Source organism: Pseudomonas pichavaramensis, from assembly GCF_050473265.1.
Lineage (GTDB): Bacteria > Pseudomonadota > Gammaproteobacteria > Pseudomonadales > Pseudomonadaceae > Aquipseudomonas.
Genome location: NZ_JBJKFJ010000004.1, coordinates 97,100 through 121,036, shown reverse-complemented (window position 1 = coordinate 121,036; position 23,937 = coordinate 97,100). Strand labels below are relative to the sequence as shown.

24 protein-coding genes are annotated in these 23,937 nt (G+C 62.1%); 17 read left to right on the top strand and 7 right to left on the bottom strand.

All coding sequences use genetic code 11. The features are described 5' to 3' along the window. Window positions 1–75 precede the first annotated feature (75 nt). The 9 genes from acnB (at window position 76) to ACJRW5_RS08205 (ending at window position 9,407) form a co-directional block, all read left to right on the top strand. Window positions 76–2,676 carry a bifunctional aconitate hydratase 2/2-methylisocitrate dehydratase gene (gene acnB, locus ACJRW5_RS08245; RefSeq protein WP_484570264.1) on the top strand — a complete coding sequence of 867 codons (2,601 nt, stop codon included), beginning with the start codon at window positions 76–78 and terminating at the stop codon, window positions 2,674–2,676. 145 nt (window positions 2,677–2,821) lie between these two features. After that, complete coding sequence (locus ACJRW5_RS08240) at window positions 2,822–3,031, top strand: YgdI/YgdR family lipoprotein (protein WP_484570041.1); 210 nt, start codon at window positions 2,822–2,824, stop codon at window positions 3,029–3,031. A gap of 239 nt (window positions 3,032–3,270) precedes the next feature. Next, on the top strand, window positions 3,271–4,482 hold the full coding sequence (locus ACJRW5_RS08235; RefSeq protein ID WP_484570040.1) for a CmpA/NrtA family ABC transporter substrate-binding protein: 1,212 nt from the start codon (window positions 3,271–3,273) through the stop codon (window positions 4,480–4,482). A 17-nt stretch (window positions 4,483–4,499) separates the two neighbouring features. Beyond that, window positions 4,500–5,078: an ANTAR domain-containing response regulator gene (locus ACJRW5_RS08230; protein WP_484570039.1), complete on the top strand. Its 579-nt coding sequence runs from the start codon at window positions 4,500–4,502 to the stop codon at window positions 5,076–5,078. A 145-nt stretch (window positions 5,079–5,223) separates the two neighbouring features. Beyond that, window positions 5,224–6,576, top strand: coding sequence for a pyridoxal phosphate-dependent decarboxylase family protein (locus ACJRW5_RS08225; RefSeq protein WP_484570038.1), 1,353 nt, complete (start codon window positions 5,224–5,226; stop codon window positions 6,574–6,576). A gap of 134 nt (window positions 6,577–6,710) precedes the next feature. Continuing rightward, window positions 6,711–7,940, top strand: coding sequence for an alanine transaminase (alaC, locus tag ACJRW5_RS08220; RefSeq protein ID WP_484570037.1), 1,230 nt, complete (start codon window positions 6,711–6,713; stop codon window positions 7,938–7,940). A 162-nt stretch (window positions 7,941–8,102) separates the two neighbouring features. After that, window positions 8,103–8,825, top strand: coding sequence for a 1-acylglycerol-3-phosphate O-acyltransferase (locus tag ACJRW5_RS08215; RefSeq protein ID WP_484570036.1), 723 nt, complete (start codon window positions 8,103–8,105; stop codon window positions 8,823–8,825). Window positions 8,826–8,960: 135 nt separating this feature from the next. Further along, window positions 8,961–9,155, top strand: coding sequence for a hypothetical protein (locus ACJRW5_RS08210; RefSeq protein ID WP_484570035.1), 195 nt, complete (start codon window positions 8,961–8,963; stop codon window positions 9,153–9,155). Window positions 9,156–9,164: 9 nt separating this feature from the next. Beyond that, window positions 9,165–9,407 carry a hypothetical protein gene (locus ACJRW5_RS08205; RefSeq protein ID WP_484570034.1) on the top strand — a complete coding sequence of 81 codons (243 nt, stop codon included), beginning with the start codon at window positions 9,165–9,167 and terminating at the stop codon, window positions 9,405–9,407. 43 nt (window positions 9,408–9,450) lie between these two features. On the opposite strand, the gene ACJRW5_RS08200 is transcribed toward ACJRW5_RS08205, so the two are convergent. Beyond that, a complete protein-coding gene (locus tag ACJRW5_RS08200; RefSeq protein ID WP_484570033.1) occupies window positions 9,451–10,176 on the bottom strand; it encodes an amidotransferase in 726 nt (241 codons plus the stop codon). 298 nt (window positions 10,177–10,474) lie between these two features. Here ACJRW5_RS08200 and ACJRW5_RS08195 point away from each other — a divergent pair, with 298 nt between their 5' ends. Together ACJRW5_RS08195 and ptrC are read left to right on the top strand one after the other, a co-directional pair. Then, window positions 10,475–10,588, top strand: a complete 114-nt coding sequence (locus ACJRW5_RS08195; RefSeq protein WP_484570032.1) for a PA2485 family small membrane protein — start codon at window positions 10,475–10,477, stop codon at window positions 10,586–10,588. A gap of 20 nt (window positions 10,589–10,608) precedes the next feature. Then, window positions 10,609–10,809 carry a type III secretion system co-regulatory protein PtrC gene (ptrC, locus tag ACJRW5_RS08190; protein WP_484570031.1) on the top strand — a complete coding sequence of 67 codons (201 nt, stop codon included), beginning with the start codon at window positions 10,609–10,611 and terminating at the stop codon, window positions 10,807–10,809. 64 nt (window positions 10,810–10,873) lie between these two features. Here the strand turns inward: ptrC and ACJRW5_RS08185 are convergent, their stop codons facing one another. Then, the gene (locus tag ACJRW5_RS08185; RefSeq protein ID WP_484570030.1) at window positions 10,874–13,018 is read right to left on the bottom strand and encodes a 3-hydroxyacyl-CoA dehydrogenase NAD-binding domain-containing protein; all 2,145 of its coding nucleotides are present in this window, start codon (window positions 13,016–13,018) and stop codon (window positions 10,874–10,876) included. 16 nt (window positions 13,019–13,034) lie between these two features. After that, entirely contained in the window at window positions 13,035–14,240 is a 1,206-nt protein-coding gene (locus ACJRW5_RS08180) for an acetyl-CoA C-acetyltransferase (RefSeq protein ID WP_484570029.1), read from the bottom strand. A 700-nt stretch (window positions 14,241–14,940) separates the two neighbouring features. Here ACJRW5_RS08180 and ACJRW5_RS08175 point away from each other — a divergent pair. Together ACJRW5_RS08175 and ACJRW5_RS08170 are read left to right on the top strand one after the other, a co-directional pair. Then, on the top strand, window positions 14,941–15,303 hold the full coding sequence (locus tag ACJRW5_RS08175) for a rhodanese-like domain-containing protein (RefSeq protein ID WP_484570028.1): 363 nt from the start codon (window positions 14,941–14,943) through the stop codon (window positions 15,301–15,303). Continuing rightward, window positions 15,300–16,103 carry a c-type cytochrome gene (locus ACJRW5_RS08170; protein ID WP_484570027.1) on the top strand — a complete coding sequence of 268 codons (804 nt, stop codon included), beginning with the start codon at window positions 15,300–15,302 and terminating at the stop codon, window positions 16,101–16,103. The genes ACJRW5_RS08175 and ACJRW5_RS08170 overlap by 4 nt, the downstream gene beginning before the upstream one ends. Window positions 16,104–16,191: 88 nt before the next feature. Here ACJRW5_RS08170 and ACJRW5_RS08165 read toward each other — a convergent pair whose 3' ends face one another. The 4 genes from ACJRW5_RS08165 to ACJRW5_RS08150 form a co-directional block, all read right to left on the bottom strand. Then, window positions 16,192–16,989, bottom strand: a complete 798-nt coding sequence (locus ACJRW5_RS08165) for a transglutaminase family protein (protein ID WP_484570026.1) — start codon at window positions 16,987–16,989, stop codon at window positions 16,192–16,194. Further along, window positions 16,986–17,936 (bottom strand): alpha-E domain-containing protein, encoded by a 951-nt coding sequence (locus tag ACJRW5_RS08160; protein WP_484570025.1) that lies wholly within the window; start codon window positions 17,934–17,936, stop codon window positions 16,986–16,988. The genes ACJRW5_RS08165 and ACJRW5_RS08160 overlap by 4 nt, the downstream gene beginning before the upstream one ends. Before the next feature lie 2 nt (window positions 17,937–17,938). Continuing rightward, window positions 17,939–19,348, bottom strand: a complete 1,410-nt coding sequence (locus ACJRW5_RS08155; protein ID WP_484570024.1) for a circularly permuted type 2 ATP-grasp protein — start codon at window positions 19,346–19,348, stop codon at window positions 17,939–17,941. A 382-nt stretch (window positions 19,349–19,730) separates the two neighbouring features. Beyond that, entirely contained in the window at window positions 19,731–20,405 is a 675-nt protein-coding gene (locus ACJRW5_RS08150; RefSeq protein ID WP_484570023.1) for an alpha/beta family hydrolase, read from the bottom strand. Between the two features lie 101 nt (window positions 20,406–20,506). On the opposite strand from ACJRW5_RS08150, the gene ccoN reads away from it, so the two are divergent. From ccoN to ccoP, 4 genes are read left to right on the top strand one after another with little or no spacing between them, the layout of a single operon-like run. Continuing rightward, on the top strand, window positions 20,507–21,946 hold the full coding sequence (ccoN, locus tag ACJRW5_RS08145; RefSeq protein WP_484570022.1) for a cytochrome-c oxidase, cbb3-type subunit I: 1,440 nt from the start codon (window positions 20,507–20,509) through the stop codon (window positions 21,944–21,946). After that, complete coding sequence (ccoO, locus tag ACJRW5_RS08140; protein WP_484570021.1) at window positions 21,946–22,554, top strand: cytochrome-c oxidase, cbb3-type subunit II; 609 nt, start codon at window positions 21,946–21,948, stop codon at window positions 22,552–22,554. Before ccoN ends, ccoO begins: the two co-directional genes overlap by 1 nt. A gap of 5 nt (window positions 22,555–22,559) precedes the next feature. Further along, entirely contained in the window at window positions 22,560–22,736 is a 177-nt protein-coding gene (locus ACJRW5_RS08135) for a cbb3-type cytochrome oxidase subunit 3 (RefSeq protein ID WP_322981207.1), read from the top strand. After that, window positions 22,733–23,659 carry a cytochrome-c oxidase, cbb3-type subunit III gene (ccoP, locus tag ACJRW5_RS08130; RefSeq protein WP_484570020.1) on the top strand — a complete coding sequence of 309 codons (927 nt, stop codon included), beginning with the start codon at window positions 22,733–22,735 and terminating at the stop codon, window positions 23,657–23,659. Before ACJRW5_RS08135 ends, ccoP begins: the two co-directional genes overlap by 4 nt. Window positions 23,660–23,937 lie beyond the last annotated feature (278 nt).

Below are 23,937 nucleotides of genomic sequence, written 5' to 3'. Positions count from 1 at the left end.
GAAAAGCGCCTGGTTCGTGGGTATCTGGATCGCGTCCCGGACAACCCTTTGGGACCACTGATGAGGGTAATAACTGTGCTTGAAGCCTATCGCAAACACGTAGCAGAGCGTGCCGCTCAGGGTATCGTGCCCCAGCCGCTGAACGCCGAACAAACCGCAGGCCTGGTCGAGCTGCTGAAGAACCCGCCGGCTGGCGAAGAAGAATTCCTCGTAGACCTGATCACCAACCGCGTACCGCCAGGCGTGGACGAAGCCGCCTACGTCAAGGCCGGTTTCCTCTCTGCTGTCGCCAAGGGCGAAGCCAAATCCCCGCTGATCAGCCAGCAACGCGCCGTTGAGCTGCTGGGCACCATGCAGGGCGGCTACAACATCGCCACCATGGTCGAGCTGCTGGACGATGCCGCTCTGGGCACCGTCGCCGCCGAGCAACTCAAGCACACCCTGCTGATGTTCGATGCCTTCCACGACGTGGCTGAAAAAGCCAAGGCCGGCAATGCCAACGCCAAAGCCGTGCTGCAGTCCTGGGCCGATGGCGAGTGGTTCACCAACAAGCCGGCCATCGCCGAAAAATACAGCCTGGCCGTGTTCAAGGTACCGGGCGAAACCAACACCGACGACCTGTCCCCTGCCCCGGACGCCTGGTCGCGCCCCGACATCCCGCTGCACGCACTGGCCATGCTGAAAATGGCTCGCGACGGCATCGTGCCGGAGCAGCAAGGCGCCATCGGCCCGCTGAAGCAGATCGAAGAGATCAAGGCCAAGGGCTTCCCGGTTGCCTACGTCGGCGACGTGGTCGGTACCGGTTCTTCGCGTAAATCCGCTACCAACTCGGTACTGTGGTTCTTCGGCGACGACATCCCGTACGTTCCGAACAAGCGCGCTGGCGGCTTCTGCTTCGGCACCAAGATCGCTCCGATCTTCTACAACACCATGGAAGATGCCGGCGCCCTGCCGATCGAGTTCGACGTATCGAACATCAACATGGGCGACGTGATCGACGTCTACCCGTACGCCGGCAAAGTGTGCAAGCACGGCACCGACGACGTCATCACCACCTTCGAACTGAAGACCGCGGTGCTGCTCGACGAAGTCCGCGCTGGCGGCCGTATCCCGCTGATCGTCGGCCGCGGCCTGACCGAGAAGGCGCGCGCCGAACTGGGCCTGGGCTCCTCCGACCTGTTCAAGAAGCCGGAGCAGCCGGCTGACAGCGGCAAGGGCTTCACCCTGGCACAGAAGATGGTCGGCAAGGCTTGCGGCGTCGAAGGCGTGCGTCCGGGCACCTACTGCGAACCGAAGATGACCACCGTCGGCTCCCAGGACACCACCGGCCCGATGACCCGCGACGAGCTGAAAGACCTGGCTTGCCTGGGCTTCTCCGCTGACCTGGTGATGCAGTCGTTCTGCCATACCGCGGCCTATCCGAAGCCGATCGACGTCACCACCCACCACACCCTGCCGGATTTCATCCGCACCCGTGGCGGCGTGTCCCTGCGTCCGGGCGACGGCATCATCCACAGCTGGCTGAACCGCATGCTCCTGCCGGACACCGTCGGCACCGGCGGCGACTCGCACACCCGCTTCCCGATCGGCATTAGCTTCCCGGCCGGCTCCGGCCTGGTGGCCTTCGCTGCTGCCACCGGCGTCATGCCGCTGGACATGCCGGAATCCGTTCTGGTGCGTTTCAAGGGCAAGATGCAACCGGGTATCACCCTGCGTGACCTGGTCCATGCCATCCCTTACTACGCCATCCAGAAAGGCCTGCTGACCGTCGAGAAGAAAGGCAAGAAGAATATCTTCTCCGGCCGCATCCTCGAGATCGAAGGCCTGGACAGCCTGACCGTCGAGCAGGCGTTCGAACTGTCCGACGCCTCCGCCGAGCGTTCGGCTGCTGGCTGCACCATCAAACTGCCGGAAGCGGCCATCGCCGAATACCTGCAGTCCAACATCACCCTGCTGCGCTGGATGATCAGCGAAGGCTACGGCGATGCCCGCACCCTGGAGCGTCGCGCTCAGGCGATGGAAGCCTGGCTGGCCAACCCGGTGCTGATGGAAGCCGACAAAGACGCCGAGTACGCCGAGGTCATCGAGATCGACTTGGCCGAGCTCAACGAGCCGGTACTGTGCGCCCCGAACGATCCGGACGACGCCCGCCTGCTGTCCACTGTGGCCGGCGACAAGATCGACGAAGTGTTCATCGGTTCGTGCATGACCAACATCGGCCACTTCCGCGCTGCCGGCAAGCTGCTGGACAAGGTCAAGGGCAGCATCCCGACCCGTCTGTGGCTGTCGCCGCCGACCAAGATGGATGCCCACCAGCTGACCGAGGAAGGCTACTACGGCATCTACGGCAAGGCCGGTGCACGCATGGAAATGCCGGGCTGCTCGCTGTGCATGGGTAACCAGGCGCGAGTGGCTGCCAACGCTACCGTGGTCTCGACCTCCACCCGTAACTTCCCGAACCGTCTGGGCGATGGCGCCAACGTGTACCTGGCCTCCGCCGAACTGGCAGCGGTCGCTTCGATCATCGGCAAACTGCCGACCGTCGAGGAGTACATGGCCTACGCGAAAGATATCGACAGCATGGCTGGCGACATCTACCGCTACCTGAGCTTCGACCAGATCGCCGACTTCCGTGAAGCCGCGGCCAACGCCAAGATCCCGGTCGTTCAGGCCTGATCCAAGCGTTGTAAAAAGAGCCCCGCCCAGTGCGGGGCTTTTTTGTGCACGCTGAAAAAGACCTTTTGCCGCACTGCCTTGCAGCCGCTACAGCAGCAGCTAACTTCATTCAGTGGGGATCCCCCGCACCTTTAAGGAGTACATCATGAAGCCATGGATCATCGTCGGCCTGTGCCTGCTCGGCCTGGTCGGTTGCGCCAGCGAGTACATCATTACCACCACCGACGGGCAGATGCTCACCAGCGATGGCAAGCCTGAGCTGGACGAGGACACCGGCATGCTCGAGTTCACCGACAACGAGGGCCGCAAGCAGCAAATCCCACAGAGCAGCGTCAGGCAAATGCTGGAACGCTGATGAGTGAATGCCCACTGGCATATGCCTTGCTTCATTTCGTGGCATAAGGCCCTTCCAACGCTGGAAACGGCTTGATCGACAACGGCGTCGTATGCAACTCCGGCTCTGCAGCCGGGGATTGCTACGACGCTTTTTTGTGACCGGTCATTGGTGGTCAACACTGTCGAGCCAAAGCAGGCGCTAGCGTGCCCCCAGCCGATGGTGAGCCAGAGTATTTGCGTAAACGCTAAGGACGCAGCATGAGCGAACATGACACCCCTCGCGACGACGCCCTGGCCTGGGCCTGGGGCAGCGATGCACCCGAGAAGAGCAGCTTGAACCTTGGCTTCATGGCCTTGAGCGATTCGGCTTCGGTGATCGTCGCCGCCACCCAGGGCTTCGCCGAAAAGTACGGCCTAAGCCTCAAGCTGCAACGTCAAGCTTCCTGGGCCGGCCTGCGTGATCGCCTGCTCAGCGGCGAACTGGATGCCGCTCACAGCCTGTACGGCCTGATCTACGGCGTACAGCTTGGCCTTGGTGGCGCTCCGGCAACCGATATGGCGGTGCTCATGGGGCTGAACCAGAACGGCCAGAGCATCAACCTGTCTCATACACTGCAAGCGGCTGGCGTGACCAATGGCGAGGCACTGCACCAATACGTGCACCAGCATGAGGCGCGCCTGACCTTTGCCCAAACCTTCCCCACCGGCACCCATGCCATGTGGCTCTACTACTGGCTGGCCAGCCAGGGCATTCACCCGCTGCGCGATGTCGACAGCGTGGTGGTACCGCCGCCACAGATGGTCGAGCACCTCAAAGCCGAACGTATCGATGGTTTCTGCGTCGGCGAGCCCTGGACCGCCAAGGCCGTCGATGAACAGCTCGGCTGCACGGTCACCACCATCCAAGCGATCTGGCCAGACCACCCGGAGAAAGTACTGGGCTGCACGCGCGACTTCATTCAGCAAAACCCCAACACCGCCCGTGCCCTGATCATGGCGGTGCTCGAAGCAGCCCGCTTTATCGACGAGAGCGAAGAAAACCGGCGCAGCAGCGCTCTGCTGCTCAGCGGCAACGAATACGTCAACGCACCGGCCTCGGCCATTACCCCGCGCTTCCTTGGCCAGTATCAGGATGGCCTCGGCCACAGCTGGCAGGACGAACATCCACTGCGCTTCCATGCCGATGGCCTGGTCAACCAGCCCTATCTGTCCGATGCCATGTGGTTCATGACCCAGTTCCGTCGCTGGGGCCTGCTGCGCAGCGACCCCGATTACCTCGGCGTCGCCCGCCAGGTCCAGCAGTTGGGGCTGTATCGCGAGGCGGCTACGGCGCTCGGTATCGCCGTACCGGGTGAAATGCGCAGCTCCATTCTGCAGGACGGCACCTGCTGGGATGGCAGCGACCCGGCCGCCTATGCCCGCAGCTTCCGCCTCCACGCCCTGGCCGACAGCCCGGCTGTCGCCCTGTAACTGCCGGAGAGCCACCGATGCTGCGTATCCTGCTGATCAACGACACCCCGAAGAAAGTCGGCCGCCTGAGGTCCGCACTGATCGAGGCGGGTTTCGAGGTGATCGACGAATCCGGGCTGACCATCGACCTACCCGAGCGCGTCGAGGCCGTGCGCCCCGACGTGATCCTGATCGATACCGAATCCCCCGGCCGCGACGTCATGGAGCAAGTGGTCCTGGTCAGCCGTGACCAGCCGCGACCGATCGTCATGTTCACCGACGAACACGACCCCGGCGTGATGCGCCAGGCAATCCAGAGTGGTGTCAGCGCCTACATCGTCGAAGGCATTCACGCCCAGCGCCTGCAGCCTATTCTCGATGTGGCCATGGCACGTTTCGAGAGCGACCAGGCACTGCGCGCGCAGTTGCAGGCCCGCGATGCACAGCTGGCCGAGCGCAAGCGCGTGGAGTTGGCCAAGGGCCTGCTGATGAAGATGAAAAGCTGCAACGAAGAGGAGGCCTACACCCTGATGCGTCGCCAGGCCATGAGCCGTCAACAGAAACTGATCCAGGTCGCCGAACAGATCATCGCCATGCACGACATGCTCGGCGGCTAAGCAACTGTACCGCTAAAACAGTTCACTGTACCGGTACGGACTGTATCAGCCAGACAACTGTTACAGCCGCCTTCGCCGACGCCTGTGTATGCCCCGTCCCGCCAGCCTCGGCTAGGGTAGACAGCCCCTAGCCGAGGATTCCCTTATGACCGAACACGACCTGCTGGCCGAAGCCGACCGCCGCGCCCTCACCTACCTGGATGGCATCCCCACGCGCCGAGTCTTCCCCGATGCCCCTGCCATCGCGGCTCTGGCTGCTTTCGACCAGCCACTGCCGGAACAGGGCCACGCTGCTGAGCAGGTGCTGCGCCAGCTCGATGACATCGGCTCACCGGCAACGGTGGCGAGCAACGGCGGACGCTACTTCGGCTTCGTCATCGGAGCGACGCTACCAGCGGCAGCCGCCGCCGAACGTCTGGTGCTGGCCTGGGACCAGTGCGCTTCGTCCTTCGACAATTCCCCTGTCGCCGATCGCCTGGAAAAGATTGCAGGGCGCTGGGTCTGCCAGGCATTGGGCTTGCCTGAACAGAGCGCCGTGGGCTTTGGCACCAGCGCGACCGCCTGCACCCTTGCCTGCCTTTGCGCGGCAAGGCGCACGCTACTGGCACGTCTCGGCTGGGACTTCGACGGCGATGGCCTGCTGGGCGCTCCACCGCTGCGAGTCGTTCTCGCGGAGACAGCACATATCACGGTGAAGAAAGCGTTGCGGGTACTGGGTTTCGGCATGAACCATCTGCATTACGCACCGACGGATGCATACGGCCGTATCGACCCGCAAAGCCTGCCAGCACTGGACGAGCGCACCTTACTCATTCTCCAGGCGGGCGAGGTCAACAGCGGCGAGTTCGATCGTTTCTCCGAGCTGCTTCCCCTCGCCCGCAAGGCTGGCGCCTGGGTGCATATCGATGGTGCGTTTGGCCTGTGGGCCCGCGCTTCCTCCTCGGCGCATTGGCTTGAAGGTGTGGAACTGGCCGATAGCTGGACGACCGACGGTCACAAGTGGCTGAACACACCATACGACAGCGCTATGGCTATCTGCCGCGACGCCGACGCACTCGCAGCGGCGATGAACAGCGACGCCGCATACGCCAGTGCCAGCAAGGAGGCGCAGAAGAACCTCACGCTGGAGTTTTCCCGGCGCGCCCGCGGCATTGCCATCTGGGCGGCACTGGCTAATCTGGGGCGCACGGGGCTGCAAGCCATGATCGACCGACATATCCGCCAAGCGGCAGAACTGGCCGAAACGCTGCGCAGCGCGGGCTATCAGGTGTTGAACCGGGTAGTGCTCAATCAGATCCTGGTGCGCGGCGATTCTGACCAGCAGACCCACGCCATTCGCCAGGCTGCACAGGCATCGGGCGAGGCCTGGTTCGGCCCAACGGTTTGGCAAGGGCGCCCGGCCTTCCGCTTGAGCCTGTCCTCCTGGCGCACGGAGGATGCCGATGTACAAGCCCTGGGCGCATTGTTGCTGCGCTTGAAAGAGCAGCATGGCGAGTAACTAACTGCTTTGCTGTTTTCCCCCGGAACTGCACTGGACAGCCTGGCGAGCACGGGCGTATCGTCGCCGCCAGGTCACAGCAGTGACCAACGTCGCTCGGACGGTTCCGGGCGCTTACGTACTTCGAGGAAATCATGGCTGATAACGCCAAGCGCCGCTTTGCGCGCATCGATCGTCTCCCCCCTTACGTCTTCAATATCACCGCTGAACTGAAGATGGCCGCGCGCCGTCGCGGTGAAGACATCATCGACTTTTCCATGGGCAACCCCGACGGTGCGACTCCGCCGCACATCGTCGAGAAGCTGGTGCAGGTCGCCCAACGCGAAGACACCCACGGCTACTCCACCTCCCGCGGTATTCCGCGCCTGCGCCGTGCCATCTCGCGCTGGTACCAGGACCGCTATGACGTGGAGATCGACCCGGAAAGCGAAGCCATCGTCACCATCGGCTCCAAGGAAGGCCTGGCGCACCTGATGCTGGCCACCCTCGACCATGGCGACACCGTGCTGGTGCCCAACCCCAGCTACCCGATCCACATCTATGGCGCGGTGATCGCCGGCGCCCAGGTGCGCTCGGTGCCGCTGGTGCCGGGCGTGGACTTCTTCGCCGAGCTGGAACGGGCTATCCGCGAGTCGATTCCCAAGCCGAAGATGATGATCCTCGGCTTCCCCTCCAACCCCACCGCGCAGTGTGTGGAGCTGGACTTCTTCGAGCGCGTGGTGGCCCTGGCCAAGCAGTACGACGTACTGGTGGTGCACGACCTGGCCTACGCCGACATCGTCTACGACGGCTGGAAAGCCCCGTCGATCATGCAGGTACCGGGCGCCAAGGACATCGCGGTGGAGTTCTTCACCCTGTCCAAGAGTTACAACATGGCCGGCTGGCGCATCGGTTTCATGGTCGGCAACCCCGAACTGGTCAACGCCCTGGCGCGGATCAAGAGCTACCACGACTACGGCACCTTCACCCCGCTGCAGGTCGCGGCCATCGCGGCCCTGGAGGGCGACCAGCAGTGCGTGCGCGATATCGCCGAGCAATACCGCCAGCGCCGCAACCTGCTGGTCAAAGGCCTGCACGAGATCGGCTGGATGGTGGAGAACCCCAAGGCTTCGATGTACATCTGGGCCAAGATTCCCGAGGCCTACGCCCATCTGGGTTCGCTGGAATTCGCCAAGAAGCTGCTGGCCGAAGCCAAGGTCTGCGTGTCGCCAGGGCTGGGCTTCGGTGACTACGGCGACGATCACGTGCGCTTCGCCCTGATCGAGAACCAGGACCGTACGCGCCAGGCGCTACGCGGGATCAAGGCGATGTTCCGGGCAGACGGACTGCTGCCTGGAAAAGCCGTCAAATCCGAAAATCAGTGACAGCTCAGGGGCGCCGCAAGGCGCCCTTTTTCATGGCCGGCAAAGCAGATAAGATCTGCGACAATTCAAGACGTTAGCCAACACCACTTGCAGGTTCCAGGCAATTGCCGGAAAGAGTGAACGTCCGTACACTGCGCGCCCCTCCTCTTACGGTTCCTGCAAATGCTCTTCGTTTTGCGCATGCTACTGATGGGCGTGCATTTTCTCGTGGCCGGTGTACTCGGACTGCTGATCGGCCTGTGCCGCCCATTCAACCCTGACAACAGTCGCCTTTGCGCACGCCTTTATTCGCGCCCGGCGCTGCGTCTGCTACGCCTGAAGCTGAAGACCGATGTAGGCCCGCTACTGGCACACCAACGCTCCTGCGTGATCATCGCCAACCATCAGTCCAACTTCGATCTGTATGTGCTGGGTCGTGTCGTCCCCAAGCGCACAGTGAGCATTGGCAAGAAGAGCCTCAAATGGGTGCCATTCTTCGGCCAACTCTACTGGCTGGCGGGCAACGTACTGATCGACCGCAGCAACGCCCTGGCCGCCAAACGGGCCATGCTGACCACCACCGAAACCCTGCGCAATCGCGACACCTCGATCTGGGTCTTCCCGGAGGGCACACGCAACCTAGGTCGCGGCCTGTTGCCGTTCAAGAAGGGGGCCTTCCAGATGGCGATCAATGCAGGTGTTCCGATCATCCCGGTGTGCGTGAGCAACTACGCCAAATCGATGCGCTTGAATCGCTGGAACAGCGGCGACGTCCTGATCCGCTCGCTGCCGGCGATCCCCACTGCGGGCATGAGTCTGGACGACATGCCGGCATTGATGGAACGCTGCCAGCAGGCCATGAATGAGTGCATCAGCAAGATGGACAAGGAACTGGCGACTGCGTGAGCGGTTGTCAGTAGGCGCTTTGAACCGCATCAATCATCAAAACGATCGATAGTTACTCTAAAAAACATCCATTACTCAATCGAAATGCCTTGAGCGATTCTGTGCCCACGCCCATTCCAGACCTGGAGCACAGACATGTCACGCCTCTCACAAGCGGCCCGCAACGGCGCACTTGCCGCTATCGGCCTGTATCTGATCAGCACGTCCACCGTGTTGGTATTGAGTTATGCCAGCCTGAAGCCAAGTACGCCGACCTTCGAGCAATCCGCGTCCCTGCAGAATTTGATCAGCCATCTGCCGGCACTGCTGCGCGCCCTCTCGCTGAGCTGAGGTGCCGCCATGATCAGAACGCAACGCACCCGCCTGCTCATGCTCGCCGGCATGGCCCTGCTGACCACCCTACTGGCGTTGATCGGCATCGGCAAAAGCTCGGCTGGAGCTGTGGCACGCAATATCGAATGCAGCCATAAGCTCGCCCATCATCTCAATCTGGCCGAAAGCCTGAAACTACAGCGCAGCAGCCCACCGCCCAGCCCCAACAAGTTGTTCTCGCCGAACTTCCTGCCTGCCAGACAGGCATAAAAAAGCCCGGAAACCGGGCTTTTTTATGCCAAACAAAATCAGATCAGGCCTTGGCCTGCTTGCCCTGAGCGACGAAGCGCATCATCCACTCGCCCACCACACTGCCTTGCTGTGCGTGCTTGAGGCTGTCCACCCCTTGCTGATAGATCTCATCTCCCAGGTGCTGCTGACGCAGATCGAGCAATGCCCGTGAGTAATCGTGAATGAACTCGGGATGCCCCTGGAAGCACAGCACCTGATCCTCGATGTGGTAGGCGCCAATAGGACAGAAATCACTGGAAGCCAGCAGCGTAGCCTTTTCCGGCAAGCGGGTGACCTGATCCTGATGACTGATCAACAGTTGCAGGTCATCCAGCGCAGGACTCATCCATTCAGGCTTGCCCTGCAGACGATAGCTGTGCACCCCAACGCCCCAGCCCTGCTCTGCCCGCTCGGCCTTGCCGCCCAGCAGCAGCGCCAGCAACTGGTGACCGAAGCAGATGCCCAGCAGCTTGTCGCCGCGCTGGTAACGCTCGAGCAGGTATTGCTTGAGGGTCTGAATCCATGGGTCGCTGCCGAAGGAGTCCGCCTTGCTACCCGTCACCAGGTAAGCATCGAAATGCTCGCTGTCAGGCGGGTAATTCCCTTCCACCACGTTGTAAACACTGAACTGCGCCGCAACCGGCTGTTGAGCGAAGAGTTGCTCGAACATACGCCCGTAGCCCTGATACTGGTCGACCAGTTCGGGACGGAGGATGTCAGTTTCCAGGATGCAGATACGCAGTGACATGGGGTTTCCTGTGTGGGCACGAAGGGAGAACGATTTGTGTGTTTTTCTTAACACATGCCCCTACACAAGGAAATAGCCAAGCCAGATTTCCACGCATATTCGACGTTTCGGAACGCTGTGCAATGCCGCGAACAATCGTCAATTAAAATTGACAGACCATGCCCGCAATGGTGCCGGGCGAAGCGTTATCAGCCGCTTCGATAGTTACCATGCACACCATTCACTTCTGTGATTGCAAGCCTGCGGCGACTATCACCACATCGGGCAGTCGCCCTCATCGCACAGAAGGAAATCCACCATGAGCATTTACGCCGCACTCGCCAGCTTTGCCGCTGCATCCGCCTTCCAGACTTCTACTCCGGTTCGCCCTGCCCCGACTGCACCGGCAGACCGCGACATCCGTTCCAGCTGAAAGCGGCCAGGAGAACAGCCATGCACAGCCAACTCAGCCTGGACGCCTATGGTGTCACCTACGTTCACCTGCAGGATGACGGCTTGCAGTTCGAGACCGAAGCCGCCCTGCAACTCGATGACGGCAGCATGCTGACGCTGCGCATGCCGACCCGCTACAGCGAGATGCTGGCGATTCACGAAGCGGTCTGCATCAAGCAGGGCTGGTGCCGTGCAGCCTGAGGCCGACTCTCCGCAAAGAAGAAACGGCCCATTGGGCCGCCTTCTTTACAGAGCCTAAAGCGCCTTAGAAACTCTCGCCCTTGGCTGCCTTTTCCAGCAATAGCGCAGGCGGCAGGAAACGTTCGCCGTACTGTTCGGCCAGGTACTGGGCACGCGCGACGAAGTCCTTCACCCCGTACTGGTTGATAAACTGCAACGCACCGCCGGTCCAGGCGGCGAAACCAATACCGAAGATCGACCCGACGTTGGCGTCGGCCACCGACTTCAGCACACCTTCTTCCACACAACGCACCGTCTCGATGGCCTGGATGAACAGGATGCGGTCGCGCACGTCCTCTTGCGAAATCTGCGCGTCAGCCTTCTCGAAGCGTGCCTTGAGTTCCGGCCACAGATGCTTCTTGCCACCGGCTGGGTAGTCGTAGAAACCGCCACCGGCCGCCTTGCCCGGCCGTTTGTACTCATTGAGCATCAGGTCGATCACGGCAAAGGCCGGGTGCTCGGGAATGGATTTACCCTCAGTGGCCAGATCCCTGATGGTCTGCTGACGAATGTGATTCATCAGGCTCATCGACACTTCGTCACTGATCGCCAGCGGCCCGACCGGCATGCCGGCCTTACGCGCTTCGTTCTCGATCATCGCCGCACTGACGCCCTCGCCGAGCATGGCCAGACCTTCGTTGGTGAAGGTACCGAACACCCGCGAGGTGAAGAAGCCGCGGCTGTCGTTGACCACGATGGGCGTCTTCTTGATCTGCATGACGTAGTCGAAACCACGCGCCAGCGTCTCGTCGCTGGTCTGCTCACCCCGGATGATCTCCACCAGCGGCATCTTGTCCACCGGGCTGAAGAAATGCAGGCCGATGAATTTCTCCGGTTTGGCCACAGCAGTGGCCAGGCCGGTGATCGGTAGTGTCGAGGTGTTGGAAGCAATCACCGCATCGCTCAACGCAGCGGCCTCGGCGGCGGCGGTGACCTTGCCCTTGAGCGCACGGTCCTCGAACACTGCCTCGATGATCAAGTCGCAACCGGCGAAATCCGACTCGCTGTCGGTCGCCGTGATCAGCGCCAGGAAGGCCTCGCGCTGCTCGGCGCTCATATGACCCTTGCTGACCTTCTTGTCGAGCAGCTTGGCCGAATAGCTCTTGCCCTTCTCCGCCGCCTCGACGGACACATCCTTGAGCACCACTTCGATACCGGCAGCGGCAGAGACATAGGCGATACCGGCGCCCATCATGCCGGCGCCGAGCACGCCGACTTTCTTGGTCTGGGTTTTCGGATAGCCCTGTGGACGCGAGCCGCCGGCATTGATCTCGTTGAGCTGGAACCAGAAGGTGCCGATCATGTTCTTCGCCACCTGACCGCAGGTCAGCTCGGTGAAGTAGCGCGCCTCGATGATCTGCGCGGTGTCGAAGTCGACCTGCGCACCTTCGACGGCCGCGCACATGATTTTCTCCGGCGCAGGGAAGCAGCCCTTGGTCTTGTCGCGCAGCACGCTCGGGGCGATGGCCAGCATCTGCGCCACGTTCGGCGAACTGGGCGTACCGCCTGGGATCTTGTAGCCCTGCACATCCCACGGCTGCATGGCGGTCGGGTTGGCGGCGATCCAGGCGCGGGCCTTGGCCAGCATCTCGTCGCGGTCGCTGGCCAGATCGTGGATCAGACCGACCTTGAGCGCCGCCTCCGGGCGCACCTTCTTGCCTTCGGCCAGATACGGCAGCGCCTTTTCCAGGCCTAGCAGGCGCACCATGCGTACCACTCCGCCACCGCCCGGCAACAGGCCCAGCGTGACTTCCGGCAGACCGAGCTGCACATGCGCTTCATTGAGGGCGATGCGGTGGTGGCAGGCCAGGGCGATTTCCCAGCCGCCGCCCAGCGCCGCACCGTTGATGGCGGCCACCACCGGCTTGCCAAGGGTTTCCAGGCGGCGTAGCTGGCCCTTGATCTTCAGGATCATCGCGTAGAAACCCTGGGCCTCGGCCTGAGTGACCTTGATCAGTTCATTGAGGTCGCCGCCGGCGAAGAAGGTCTTCTTCGCCGAAGTGACGATCACCCCGGCAAGCGAGTCCTTCTCCGTCTCCAGGCGATCGACGATCTGCCCCATGGTCTCGCGGTACGCCGCGTTCATGGTGTTGGCGCTCTGGCCGGGCATGTCCATGGTCAGGACGACGATATTGTCCTGGCCTTTTTCGTAACGGATGGCGTCAGTCATTCTTCTTATCTCCGCCTCAAACTCTTTCGATAATCGTTGCGATACCCATGCCACCGCCGACGCAGAGCGTGGCCAGGCCGTAGCGCAGATCGCGCTTTTCCAGTTCATCGAGCAGCGTGCCGAGGATGGCGCAACCGGTGGCGCCCAACGGGTGGCCCATGGCGATGGAGCCGCCATTAACGTTGACCTTGTCCTCGCTGACGCCCATGTCTTTCATGAACTTCATCACCACCGAGGCAAAAGCCTCGTTGACCTCGAACAGGTCGATGTCGTCGATGGACAGCCCGGCCTTGGCCAGTGCCTTGCGCGTGGCCGGCGCCGGGCCAGTGAGCATGATGGTCGGGTCGGTGCCGGTCACTGCCGTGGCGACGATACGCGCACGCGGTTTCAAGCCCAGTTCCTTGCCCTTGGCTGCCGAGCCCATCAGCATCAAGGCGGCGCCATCGACGATGCCGGAGCTATTGCCCGGCGTGTGCACATGCTCGATACGCTCGACATGGCTGTATACGCGCAGCGCGGTGGAATCGAAGCCCATCTGTCCCATCATCTCGAAGCTGGGCTTCAATTTGCCCAGGCCTTCGAGGGTGGAGTCGCCACGAATGAATTCGTCATGCTCAAGCAGCACGATGCCGTTCTGATCAGTAACCGGCACCAGCGACTTGGCGAACGAACCATTGCCGCTGGCACGCGCGGCCTTCTGCTGTGAGCGCAGGGCGAAGGCATCGACATCGGCGCGACTGAAGCCCTCGAGGGTAGCGATCAGATCGGCACCGATGCCCTGCGGCACGAAGTTGCTGTGCATGTTGGTTTCCGGATCCATCACCCAGGCGCCGCCGTCGGAGCCCATGGGCACACGCGACATTGACTCCACACCACCGACCACCACCAGATCCTCGAAGCCGGAGCGCACCTTCATCGCGCCGATATTCACCGCCTCCAGGCCCGAAGCGCAGAAGCGGTTGAGCTGCGCGCCCGCGACGCTGACGTCCCAGTCCGCGACCATGGCGGCGGTCTTGGCGATATCGGCACCCTGATCACCCACTGGCGTGACGCAGCCGAGGACGATGTCATCCACTTGGCTGGTGTCCAGATCATTGCGTGCCTGCAGAGCATTCAGCAGCCCGGAAACCAGTTGTACGGGCTTGACGCTGTACAGCGCGCCGTCCTTCTTGCCCTTGCCACGCGGCGTGCGCACCGCGTCGAAAATATATGCTTCGGTCATGGCGTCCTCGGAGACTAATACGGCGCTGGCGGAACAGGTTGTCCCGACCACGCATGTTCATATTGAGCTTGCCTACCATAGCGCCGAGGCCGTGCGGCTCAATGACCGAAGCGCTCAGCGCCATTGACACCTGAGCTCAGACGAACGGTCGTTTGTTCGTCGTCCGACGGCGAGAAGCAACGGAGTGTCTGCCTCAAGGCATACGACGCTTGGCAGGCCAGTATTCATAGCTCGAGTTTCCTAGCAGCAGGCCACTTGCAACCAAGTCATCTAAGGAATCTGCGATGGCGCCCCTAGAGTTAGTCGTGTACCGACGCAAAAAATGGTGCAAGGAGCCGCTGCTGGGTCATGCCGGGGCGGTGATTCAGGATCACGCCCTGGCAACGGGCAACCAGACAACACAGTGGGCGTCCAACGCCAGATCAATAACAACAAAAGGCATATGACCATGTTGAAGCAGCCGAAATACCGTCAGGCTGGCGTCATACTTTTCGCCACGGCGGTCATACTGATCCTTCCCAATCTGACCCGTCTGGTCAGCTAACTCTGGATGCCCCGACTCTGTGCAGACGCCGTGGTGTGCTCGGCACAGAGCGGGCGAGACTCTAGGCCAACGCCGAGGCAGTTCTTCACGGCTTGCTAGACGCAGCGCCGACCTCAGGCAAAGATAGAGCGTTATCTCTCTACTCCGGAGCCGGACATGCGCCTCGCCATTCTTTTCCTTGCAAGCCTGCTCGGCGCTTTCGGCGTCCAGGCAGGCGACGTAAACCAATCTGCCGCCCTCGACCTGCTGAAACGTGACGACAGTCTGCTGATCGACGTGCGCAGCGCGGAGGAATTTAGCGACGGCGCCCTGCCTGGCGCCATCCGCATTGGCCATGAAGAGATAGCGCAACAGATCGCCAGCGTAGCCCCCGACAAGGATCGTCCTCTGGTGCTCTATTGCCGCAGCGGTCGCCGCTCGTCACTCGCGCAGCAAACACTGGAAGAGATGGGCTACAGCCAGGTAATCAACGCCGGCGCTTACGAAGATCTCCTGCCCCTGCTGGAGAACGTCGAGTGAAGGCACTGCTGATCGCCCTGCTCACTCTGAGCTGCTGGGTGCAGGCTGCCGAACTCGACGTGCAATTGAACGAAAGCAAACGTAGCTGGAGCAGCAGTCAACTGCTGAATCACCCTCAGGCCCGCGATATCGAAATCGCCGAGGACGTCAGCTACAAACGCACCATGCACTATCGCGCCGTACCCATCAGCGTGCTGTTGGAGGGTGTAACGCCGGGTGACCATTTGCAGGCTATTGCTCAGGATGGCTTCGCCGCCGAGCTACCCGCAGCCATCTTGCTTGCCAGTGAAGGCGCCAAGGCCTGGCTGGCCATCGAAGACCCTCGCCACCCCTGGCCGCCACTCGGCCAGGGTAAAGCCAGCGCCGGGCCGTTCTATCTGGTCTGGACCGATCCGACTGCCAGCCAGATAGGTCCGGAGCAATGGCCTTTTCAGGTCGCCAGCATTCGCCAATTGGCGTCGGTAGCGAAACGCTTTCCTGCCCTGCTCCCGGCCAGCGACGCCAGCAGCGATGTGCAGGCCGGCTTCGCCCTGTTCCAGAAGAATTGCATGACCTGCCACCGCCTCAATGGCGCGGGTGACTCCGAGTTCGGCCCCGACCTGAACATTCCGCACAACCCGACCGAATATTTCACCGGTGACTTTCTACGCCAGTACATCCGCAACCCGCAGAGCCTGCGGCGCTGGCCGCAGGGGCGCATGCCGGGGTTCAGCGAGCAGGTCTTGCCGTCGACCGAACTGGAGCGATTGATTGCTTACCTGGAGCATATGGCCCAGCGCAGGAACAACCCCAATCTGTAGAACGATTCGGGTAGGGTGCGCCGTGCGCACCGGGACTTGACTGGTACCGAGGTGCGCACGGCGCACCCTACGAAAGGCCCACAGCGCCTTACTGTTGCCGCACCTGCAGCAACGGCGCCACCTGCACCTGTGCATGCATCTGCTCGCAGCCACCGCCACGGCGCATGCCACGCACCGGGCAGGCATCGAGATAGTCCAAACCGACTGCCAGCTTGAGGTGGCGCTCCGGACGTGCCAGGCAGTTGGTCACGTCGAAGCTATACCAGGCATCGCCCACCCAGGCTTCGGCCCAGGCATGGCTGGCCAGGTGTTCGGAGTCATCGGTGTAGAGATAACCGGACACGTAGCGCGCCGGTACACCCAGACTCCGGGCGCAGGCGAGGAAGGCGTGGGTGTGGTCCTGGCAGACACCACGACGACCGGCAAAGGCTTCCGCAGCGCTGGTGTCGACTTCAGTCACCCCCGGCTGATAGGCGATGTGGGCATTCAGTGCATGCATCAAGTCGATCAGACCGTTGCGATCGCTATGCGCCTTGCCGTGCTGCGCAGCGAACTCACGGATGGCATCGTCCGCCTGGGTCAGACGAGTGAAGCGCAGGAAAGGCAGCGCAGACTGGCGCTCGTGCTCGGCTTCGCAGGTTTCATCGATGTCCACCTGGCCACGTGCACCGATGACGATGGACTCGTGCGGCTCGTCCAGGGTCAGCACGTGCAGGATGTTGCCGTAGGGGTCGATCTGGGCGTGCACCGGGCGCGGCAGATCGAGCTGCCAGCTAAGTACCTGCTGGCGCTCGCTGTCATGCGGGGTCAAGCGCAGATACTGAATGCTCGCGCGCACCTGATCATCGTAACGGTAGGTGGTGTCATGACTGATCGAGAGTCTCATGCGACCTCCAGATAGGACGTATGGATGGTGTTGCCCAGCTGGCGCACCAGCAGGATGAAGTCGGTAAGCCAGGCGTGCAGGCCTTCGTCGAGCACTTCGCCGATGCTGGTGTAGCGCAACCGCGCATCCAGCTCGGCAGCCAGGCGCTGCGCAGGCCTGCCGTTCTCCCCCGGTAGACCGGCCAACATGTGGTTGAGTTCTTCCATGCAGGCACGCAGCGAACGCGGCACGTCCGGACGCAGCAGCAGCAGTTCGGCGACTTTGCGCGTACGGGGTGAGCCGCGGTAGATCTCGGCGAAGGCTTCGAAGGAGGACAGCGCCCTTAGCAGTGCGCTCCATTGGTAATAGCTGCGCGCGGTGCGCTCCTCCAGCTCGTCGATCTCTTCGCCGAGCATTTCGTAGCGGGCATCGAGCAGGCGCAGGGTGTTGTCGGCGCGCTCGATGAAGGTGCCCAGACGGATGAAGCGATAGGCCTCGCCGCGCATGATGGTGCCGAAGGTGGCGCCGCGGAACAGGTGCGAGCGCTCCTTGACCCACTCGCAGAAACGGCTGATGCCGTAGCGTCCCAGGCCTTGCTCGGCAATCCCGCGCATCTCCAGCCAGGTGGCGTTGATGTTCTCCCACATGTCGGCGGTGATTCGCCCGCGCACCGCGTGGGCGTTGCTGCGCGCCGCCTGCAGGCAGCAGTAGATGCTGCCCGGGTTGCTCGCATCGAGGGCGAAGAAGTGCAGCATGCGTTCGGCGTGCAGCGGACCATGACGCTCCAGATAATCATCCAGAGTGCCGGTAATCAGCAGCGGCATGGCCAGCTCATCGAGGCCGTCGCCACGGCCGTCCTGCGGCATCAGCGACAGCGAATAGCTGACGTCGAGCATGCGCGCCAGATTTTCCGCACGTTCCAGATAGCGGGACATCCAGTACAGATCGGAGGCAGTACGACTGAGCATGATTAGTCCTCCACCACCCAGGTGTCCTTGGTACCGCCGCCTTGCGACGAGTTGACCACCAGCGAACCTTCGCGCAATGCCACACGCGTGAGGCCTCCGGGCACCAGGCGGGTTTCACGACCGGTCAGCACGAACGGGCGCAAATCGATATGACGCGGGGCGATGCCGCGCTCGACGAAGGTCGGGCAGGTCGACAGGCTCAGCGTCGGTTGGGCGATATAAGCTTCCGGCTTGGCCTTGAGGCGCTCACGGAAGGCCTCGATCTCGGCCTTGCTCGCCGCCGGGCCGACCAGCATGCCGTAGCCGCCAGAGCCCTGAGTTTCCTTGACCACCAGTTCGGACAGGTTGGCCAGCACATGAGACAGTTCCTCGGGCTTGCGGCACTGCCAGGTCGGTACGTTCTTGAGGATCGGCTCCTCGTCGAGGTAGAAGCGGATCATGTCGCCGACATAGGGGTAGACCGACTTGTCGTCGGCTACGCCGGTGCCAATGGCGTTGGCCAATACCACATTGCGTGCTCGGTACGCCGACAGTAGGCCGGCGACGCCGAGCATGGATTCGGGATTGAAGGCCAGCGGATCGAGGAAGGCATCGTCGAGGCGGCGGTAGATCACATCCACCTGACGCGCACCGGCGGTGGTACGCATGTACACCTTGTCGTCACGGACGAACAGGTCGGCGCCCTCCACCAGCTCCACGCCCATCTCGCGCGCCAGGAAAGCGTGCTCGAAATAGGCGCTGTTGAAGCGCCCCGGCGTCAGCACCACGACCGTGGGGTTGTCCAAGGGGCTGGAACTCTTCAGCGCGTCGAGCAGCAGATTCGGGTAGTGATCCACCGGCGCCACGCGCTGCGCGGCGAACAATTCGGGGAACAGGCGCATCATCATCTTGCGGTCTTCGAGCATGTAGCTGACGCCGCTGGGGGTGCGCAGGTTGTCCTCGAGTACGTAGTAGCTGCCATCACCGTCACGCACCAGATCGACCCCGGCGATGTGCGCATAGATGTCGCGGTGCAGGTCGAGGCCCTGCATGGCCATCTGGTAGCCCTCGTTGGCCAGCACCTGCTCGGCAGGGATGATGCCGGCCTTGATGATGCGCTGGTCGTGATAGAGGTCGGCGAGAAACAGGTTGAGTGCCTGCACCCGCTGGATGCAGCCGCGTTCGACGATGCGCCATTCGCTGGCGGGGATGGAGCGGGGAATGATATCGAAGGGGATCAGGCGCTCGGTGCCCTGATCGTCACCGTAGAGGGTGAAGGTGATACCGGCGCGGTGGAACAGCAGGTCGGCTTCGCGTCGGCGCTGGGCCAGCAGGTCTTCTGGCGTTTCCGCCAGCCAGCGGGCGAACTCCCGATAGTGCGGGCGGACAGCGCCGCTCGCGTCATACATCTCGTCATAAAAGGTGCGGGCCATGCCGTACTCCTTGTCACCCGGACTTGCAGCATCCTCTGCAAGGCCCGAGCCAGAGAAATTAATCCTTCAATTTCAAATACATACCAACAACACCCAAACAAAATGCACCGAATCGGTGCGCATAAATCTTTCTGTCATGAAGCGCCGCCCCATTGCGTGGCAGCGCCGGCCATTCTTACGCCTGGCCGAGGCTCGATAGAGGCAAAACGCCTGTAATACAGCCCTACAGGCCAAGTGCTCAGATGTCACATTGCGTGACCACTCGGTCAAGCGCAACCGCTTTTGCAACGGCCTTACCGCTAAATAAAGCACTCAGCCTCCGCGGATCATTCGCTACGGATCTCTCGGATTTCATCCGGGCTGCGTGAGCCAATACGCCCCGTCAGCTTGCTCCGAGAAACTCCGCGACGACCTGCACCGCGGTTTCGAGATGCTGCTCGTGTGTGAAGCCGGAAGCCTTCAGCGGCTTGAGGTCATGATCGGCTGCAGCCAGCCAGTGCAGCTCGATGGCCGCCGACAAGCTGTAGCCGGTGACGGCCTCGCGGTTACCCAGTGCATCGCGCTCGCCCTGCACGATCAGGGTCTTCGTGCGCAGTTCGGCCAGGTGCACGACTCTGGGTTTTTCCGGCTTGCCGGCGGCATAGAAAGGGTAGCCCAGGCAAACCAGAGCATCCGCCCCCAATTCATCGACGAGCAGACTGGCCATGCGCCCCCCCATGGATTTGCCGCCAATCGCCAGTGGCCCTGCGACCCGTTGGCGCACCTGGACATGCACCTCACGCCATTGCTGCAGCAGTTGCGCCTGCGGATTGGGCGGCCGTTTGCGTCCATCCACACGGCGCTGGGCCATGTAGGCGAACTCGAAGCGCACCACGCGCACGCCCCGCGTTGCCAGCCCTTGCGCCATGCACTGCATGAACGGGCTATCCATCGGTGCGCCTGCCCCATGCGCCAGGATCAGAGTGGCCGTTGCCGCCTGCGGCGGTTCGTCCCACCGCCAGGGCTGCCCCTGCTCACATTGACCGGCGTCAATAAACCCAGATGGCCCTTTGCTCATGCTTGCCTCGCGTCGATATCCGTGGTGTTCATGGCCTGCTCATGCCTAGGGGTGCCACGGATATCGGCCGCTCTGCCATAACCGTGGATGGAAGCCCAGACATGAACACAACAACCCGTTCCGCCTACAACTACAGGGTGGTTCGCCAGTTCGCCATTATGACGGTGGTTTGGGGCATCGTCGGCATGGGACTCGGCGTATTCATCGCCGCCCAGCTGGCCTGGCCCGAACTGAACTTCAACCTACCCTGGACCAGCTTCGGCCGGCTCCGCCCGCTACACACCAATGCGGTGATCTTCGCCTTCGGTGGCTGCGCCTTGTTCGCCACCAGCTACTACGCGGTGCAACGCACCAGCCAGACCACGCTGTTCGCACCCAAGCTCGCTGCCTTCACCTTCTGGGGCTGGCAACTGGTGATCCTGCTCGCAGCCATCACCCTGCCCCTGGGTTGGACCAGTTCCAAGGAATACGCCGAGCTTGAGTGGCCGATCGACATTCTCATCACCATCGTGTGGGTGTCCTACGCCATCGTCTTCTTCGGCACCGTCATGCAACGCAAGGTCAGCCACATCTATGTGGGCAACTGGTTCTTCGGCGGTTTCATTCTCACCGTGGCGATCCTCCACCTGGTCAACAACATGGAGATTCCGGTCACGCTGACCAAGTCCTACTCGCTGTACGCAGGTGCGACCGATGCGATGATCCAGTGGTGGTACGGCCACAACGCCGTGGGCTTCTTCCTGACCGCCGGCTTCCTGGGCATGATGTACTACTTCGTGCCCAAGCAGGCCGGACGTCCGGTCTACTCCTATCGCCTGTCGATCGTCCACTTCTGGGCATTGATCGCCGTGTACATCTGGGCCGGCCCGCACCACCTGCACTACACCGCACTGCCGGATTGGGCCCAGTCCCTCGGCATGGTGATGTCGCTGATCCTGCTGGCACCGAGCTGGGGCGGCATGATCAACGGCATGATGACCCTCTCCGGCGCCTGGCATAAGCTGCGCACCGACCCGATCCTGCGCTTCCTGGTGGTCTCCCTGGCCTTCTACGGCATGTCCACCTTCGAAGGCCCGATGATGGCCATCAAAACCGTCAACGCCCTGTCCCACTATACCGACTGGACCATCGGCCACGTACACGCTGGCGCGCTCGGCTGGGTGGCCATGGTGTCGATCGGCTCGCTGTATCACCTGATCCCGAAAGTGTTCGGTCGCGAGCAGATGCACAGCATCGGTCTGATCAACGGCCACTTCTGGCTGGCCACCATCGGCACCGTGCTGTACATCGCCTCGATGTGGGTCAACGGCATCACTCAGGGCCTGATGTGGCGCGCAGTCAACGAAGACGGCACCCTCACCTATTCCTTCGTCGAAGCGCTGGAAGCCAGCCATGTCGGCTTCATCGTGCGGGTCATCGGCGGCGCCATCTTCTTCAGCGGCATGCTGCTGATGGCCTGGAACGTCTGGCTGACCGTGCGTAGCGCCGAGTCGACCGAGATGGAAGCCGCTGCGCAGTTCTCGGTAGAAGGAGCCCACTGATGAAACACGAGATTCTCGAGAAGAACATCGGCCTGATGGCCCTGGTGATGATCCTGGCGGTCAGCATCGGTGGTCTGACCCAGATCGTTCCGCTGTTCTTCCAGGACGTCACCAACGAACCGGTCGAAGGCCTCAAGCCCTACACCGCTCTGCAACTGGAAGGTCGCGACATCTACATCCGCGAAGGCTGTGTCGGTTGCCACTCGCAGATGATCCGCCCGTTCCGTGCCGAAACCGAGCGCTACGGCCACTACTCGGTAGCCGGCGAGAGCGTCTGGGATCACCCCTTCCTGTGGGGTTCCAAGCGTACCGGTCCGGATTTGGCCCGTGTCGGTGGCCGCTACTCGGACGAGTGGCACCGCGCCCACCTGTACAACCCGCGCAACGTCGTACCTGAGTCGAAGATGCCCGCCTATCCCTGGCTGGTGGAAGGCATTCTCGACGGCAAGGACACCGCCAAGAAGATGAGTGCCCTGCGCACCCTTGGCGTGCCCTACAGCGAAGACGACATCGCCGGTGCCAGTGACGCGGTCAAGGGCAAGAGCGAGATGGACGCGCTGGTTGCCTACCTCCAGGTGCTCGGCACCGCCGTGAAGAACAAGAGGTAAGGGCCATGTTCGAATTCATCGATGTGGGTACGTTGCGCGGCTTGGGTACCGCACTGGTACTGATCGCCTTCACCGCAGTCACCTTCTGGGCTTACAGCGGCGACCGCCGCGACGAGTTCAACGCAGCGGCCAACCTGCCGTTCGCCGACGACAAGCCCGATGTCTGGAGTAATGAAGCATGACAGCCTTCTGGAGCCTATACATCACCCTGCTCACCCTGGGCACGCTGATCGCGCTGTTCTGGCTGATTTTCGCTACCCGCAAGAGCGAAGTGCACAAGAACCCGACCGAGCAAACCATGGGCCATGCCTTCGATGGCATCGAGGAGTATGACAACCCGCTGCCGAAGTGGTGGTTCATGCTGTTCCTCGGCACCCTGGTGTTCGGTGCGGCTTACCTGCTGCTCTATCCAGGCTTGGGCAACTTCAAGGGCCTGCTGCCGGGCTACGAGGACGGCTGGACTCAGGTCAACCAGTGGCAACGTGAGATGGATCGCGCCGATGAGCTGTACGGCCCGATCTTCGCCAAGTTCGCCGCCATGCCCATCGAAGAAGTGGCCAAGGACGAGCAAGCGCTGAAAATGGGCGGTCGCCTGTTCGCGTCCAACTGCTCGGTATGCCACGGTTCCGACGCCAAGGGCAGCTACGGCTTCCCTAATCTGGCTGACGACAGCTGGCGCTGGGGCGGTGATGCAGACACCATCAAGACCACCATCCTCAAAGGACGCCATGGCATGATGCCCCCGCAGGGCGCGGTGATCGGCGAAGATGGCGTACGCAACGCTGCAGCCTATGTGTTGACCCGACTAGGCGGTCGCGAACTGCCGGAAGGTGAAGTGGCGGATATCGCCGCAGGTGAGAAGATATTCTCCACCACCTGCTTCGCCTGCCACGGTGCCGACGGCAAGGGCACCGCCGCTCTGGGCGCACCGGACCTGACTCGTCCGAGCGCGTTCATCTACGGCAGCAGCTTCGCCCAACTGCAACAGACCATCCGTTATGGTCGCAGCGGTAACATGCCGGCCCAGGAAGATTTCCTGGGTAACGACAAGGCCCACCTGCTCGCCGCTTACGTGCTGAAACTGAGCCAGAGCGAGAAGCAGTAACCCCCGCTTTGCCGGCGATCATTCACGGATCGCCGGCTCCTCTCCAAACGCATGCGACTCAGTGTCGCACCTGCCGACCAATAGCCCTGCAATTTTCTTGAACTGGGCTAAGCTGCCTTTCAGTCGCCATCTGTCATAACTCCAAGGCGATCCCCTCTTAGCGCTGCGCAAACTGGTTGCGCCAAAAGCAGCCAGAGCACTTTCAAGGCCTGCCCGCAGGCCCTGTAAAAGGCTCTGAAACCCTATTCGCGCCGGCATGTTGCGTTGCAATGGCTACT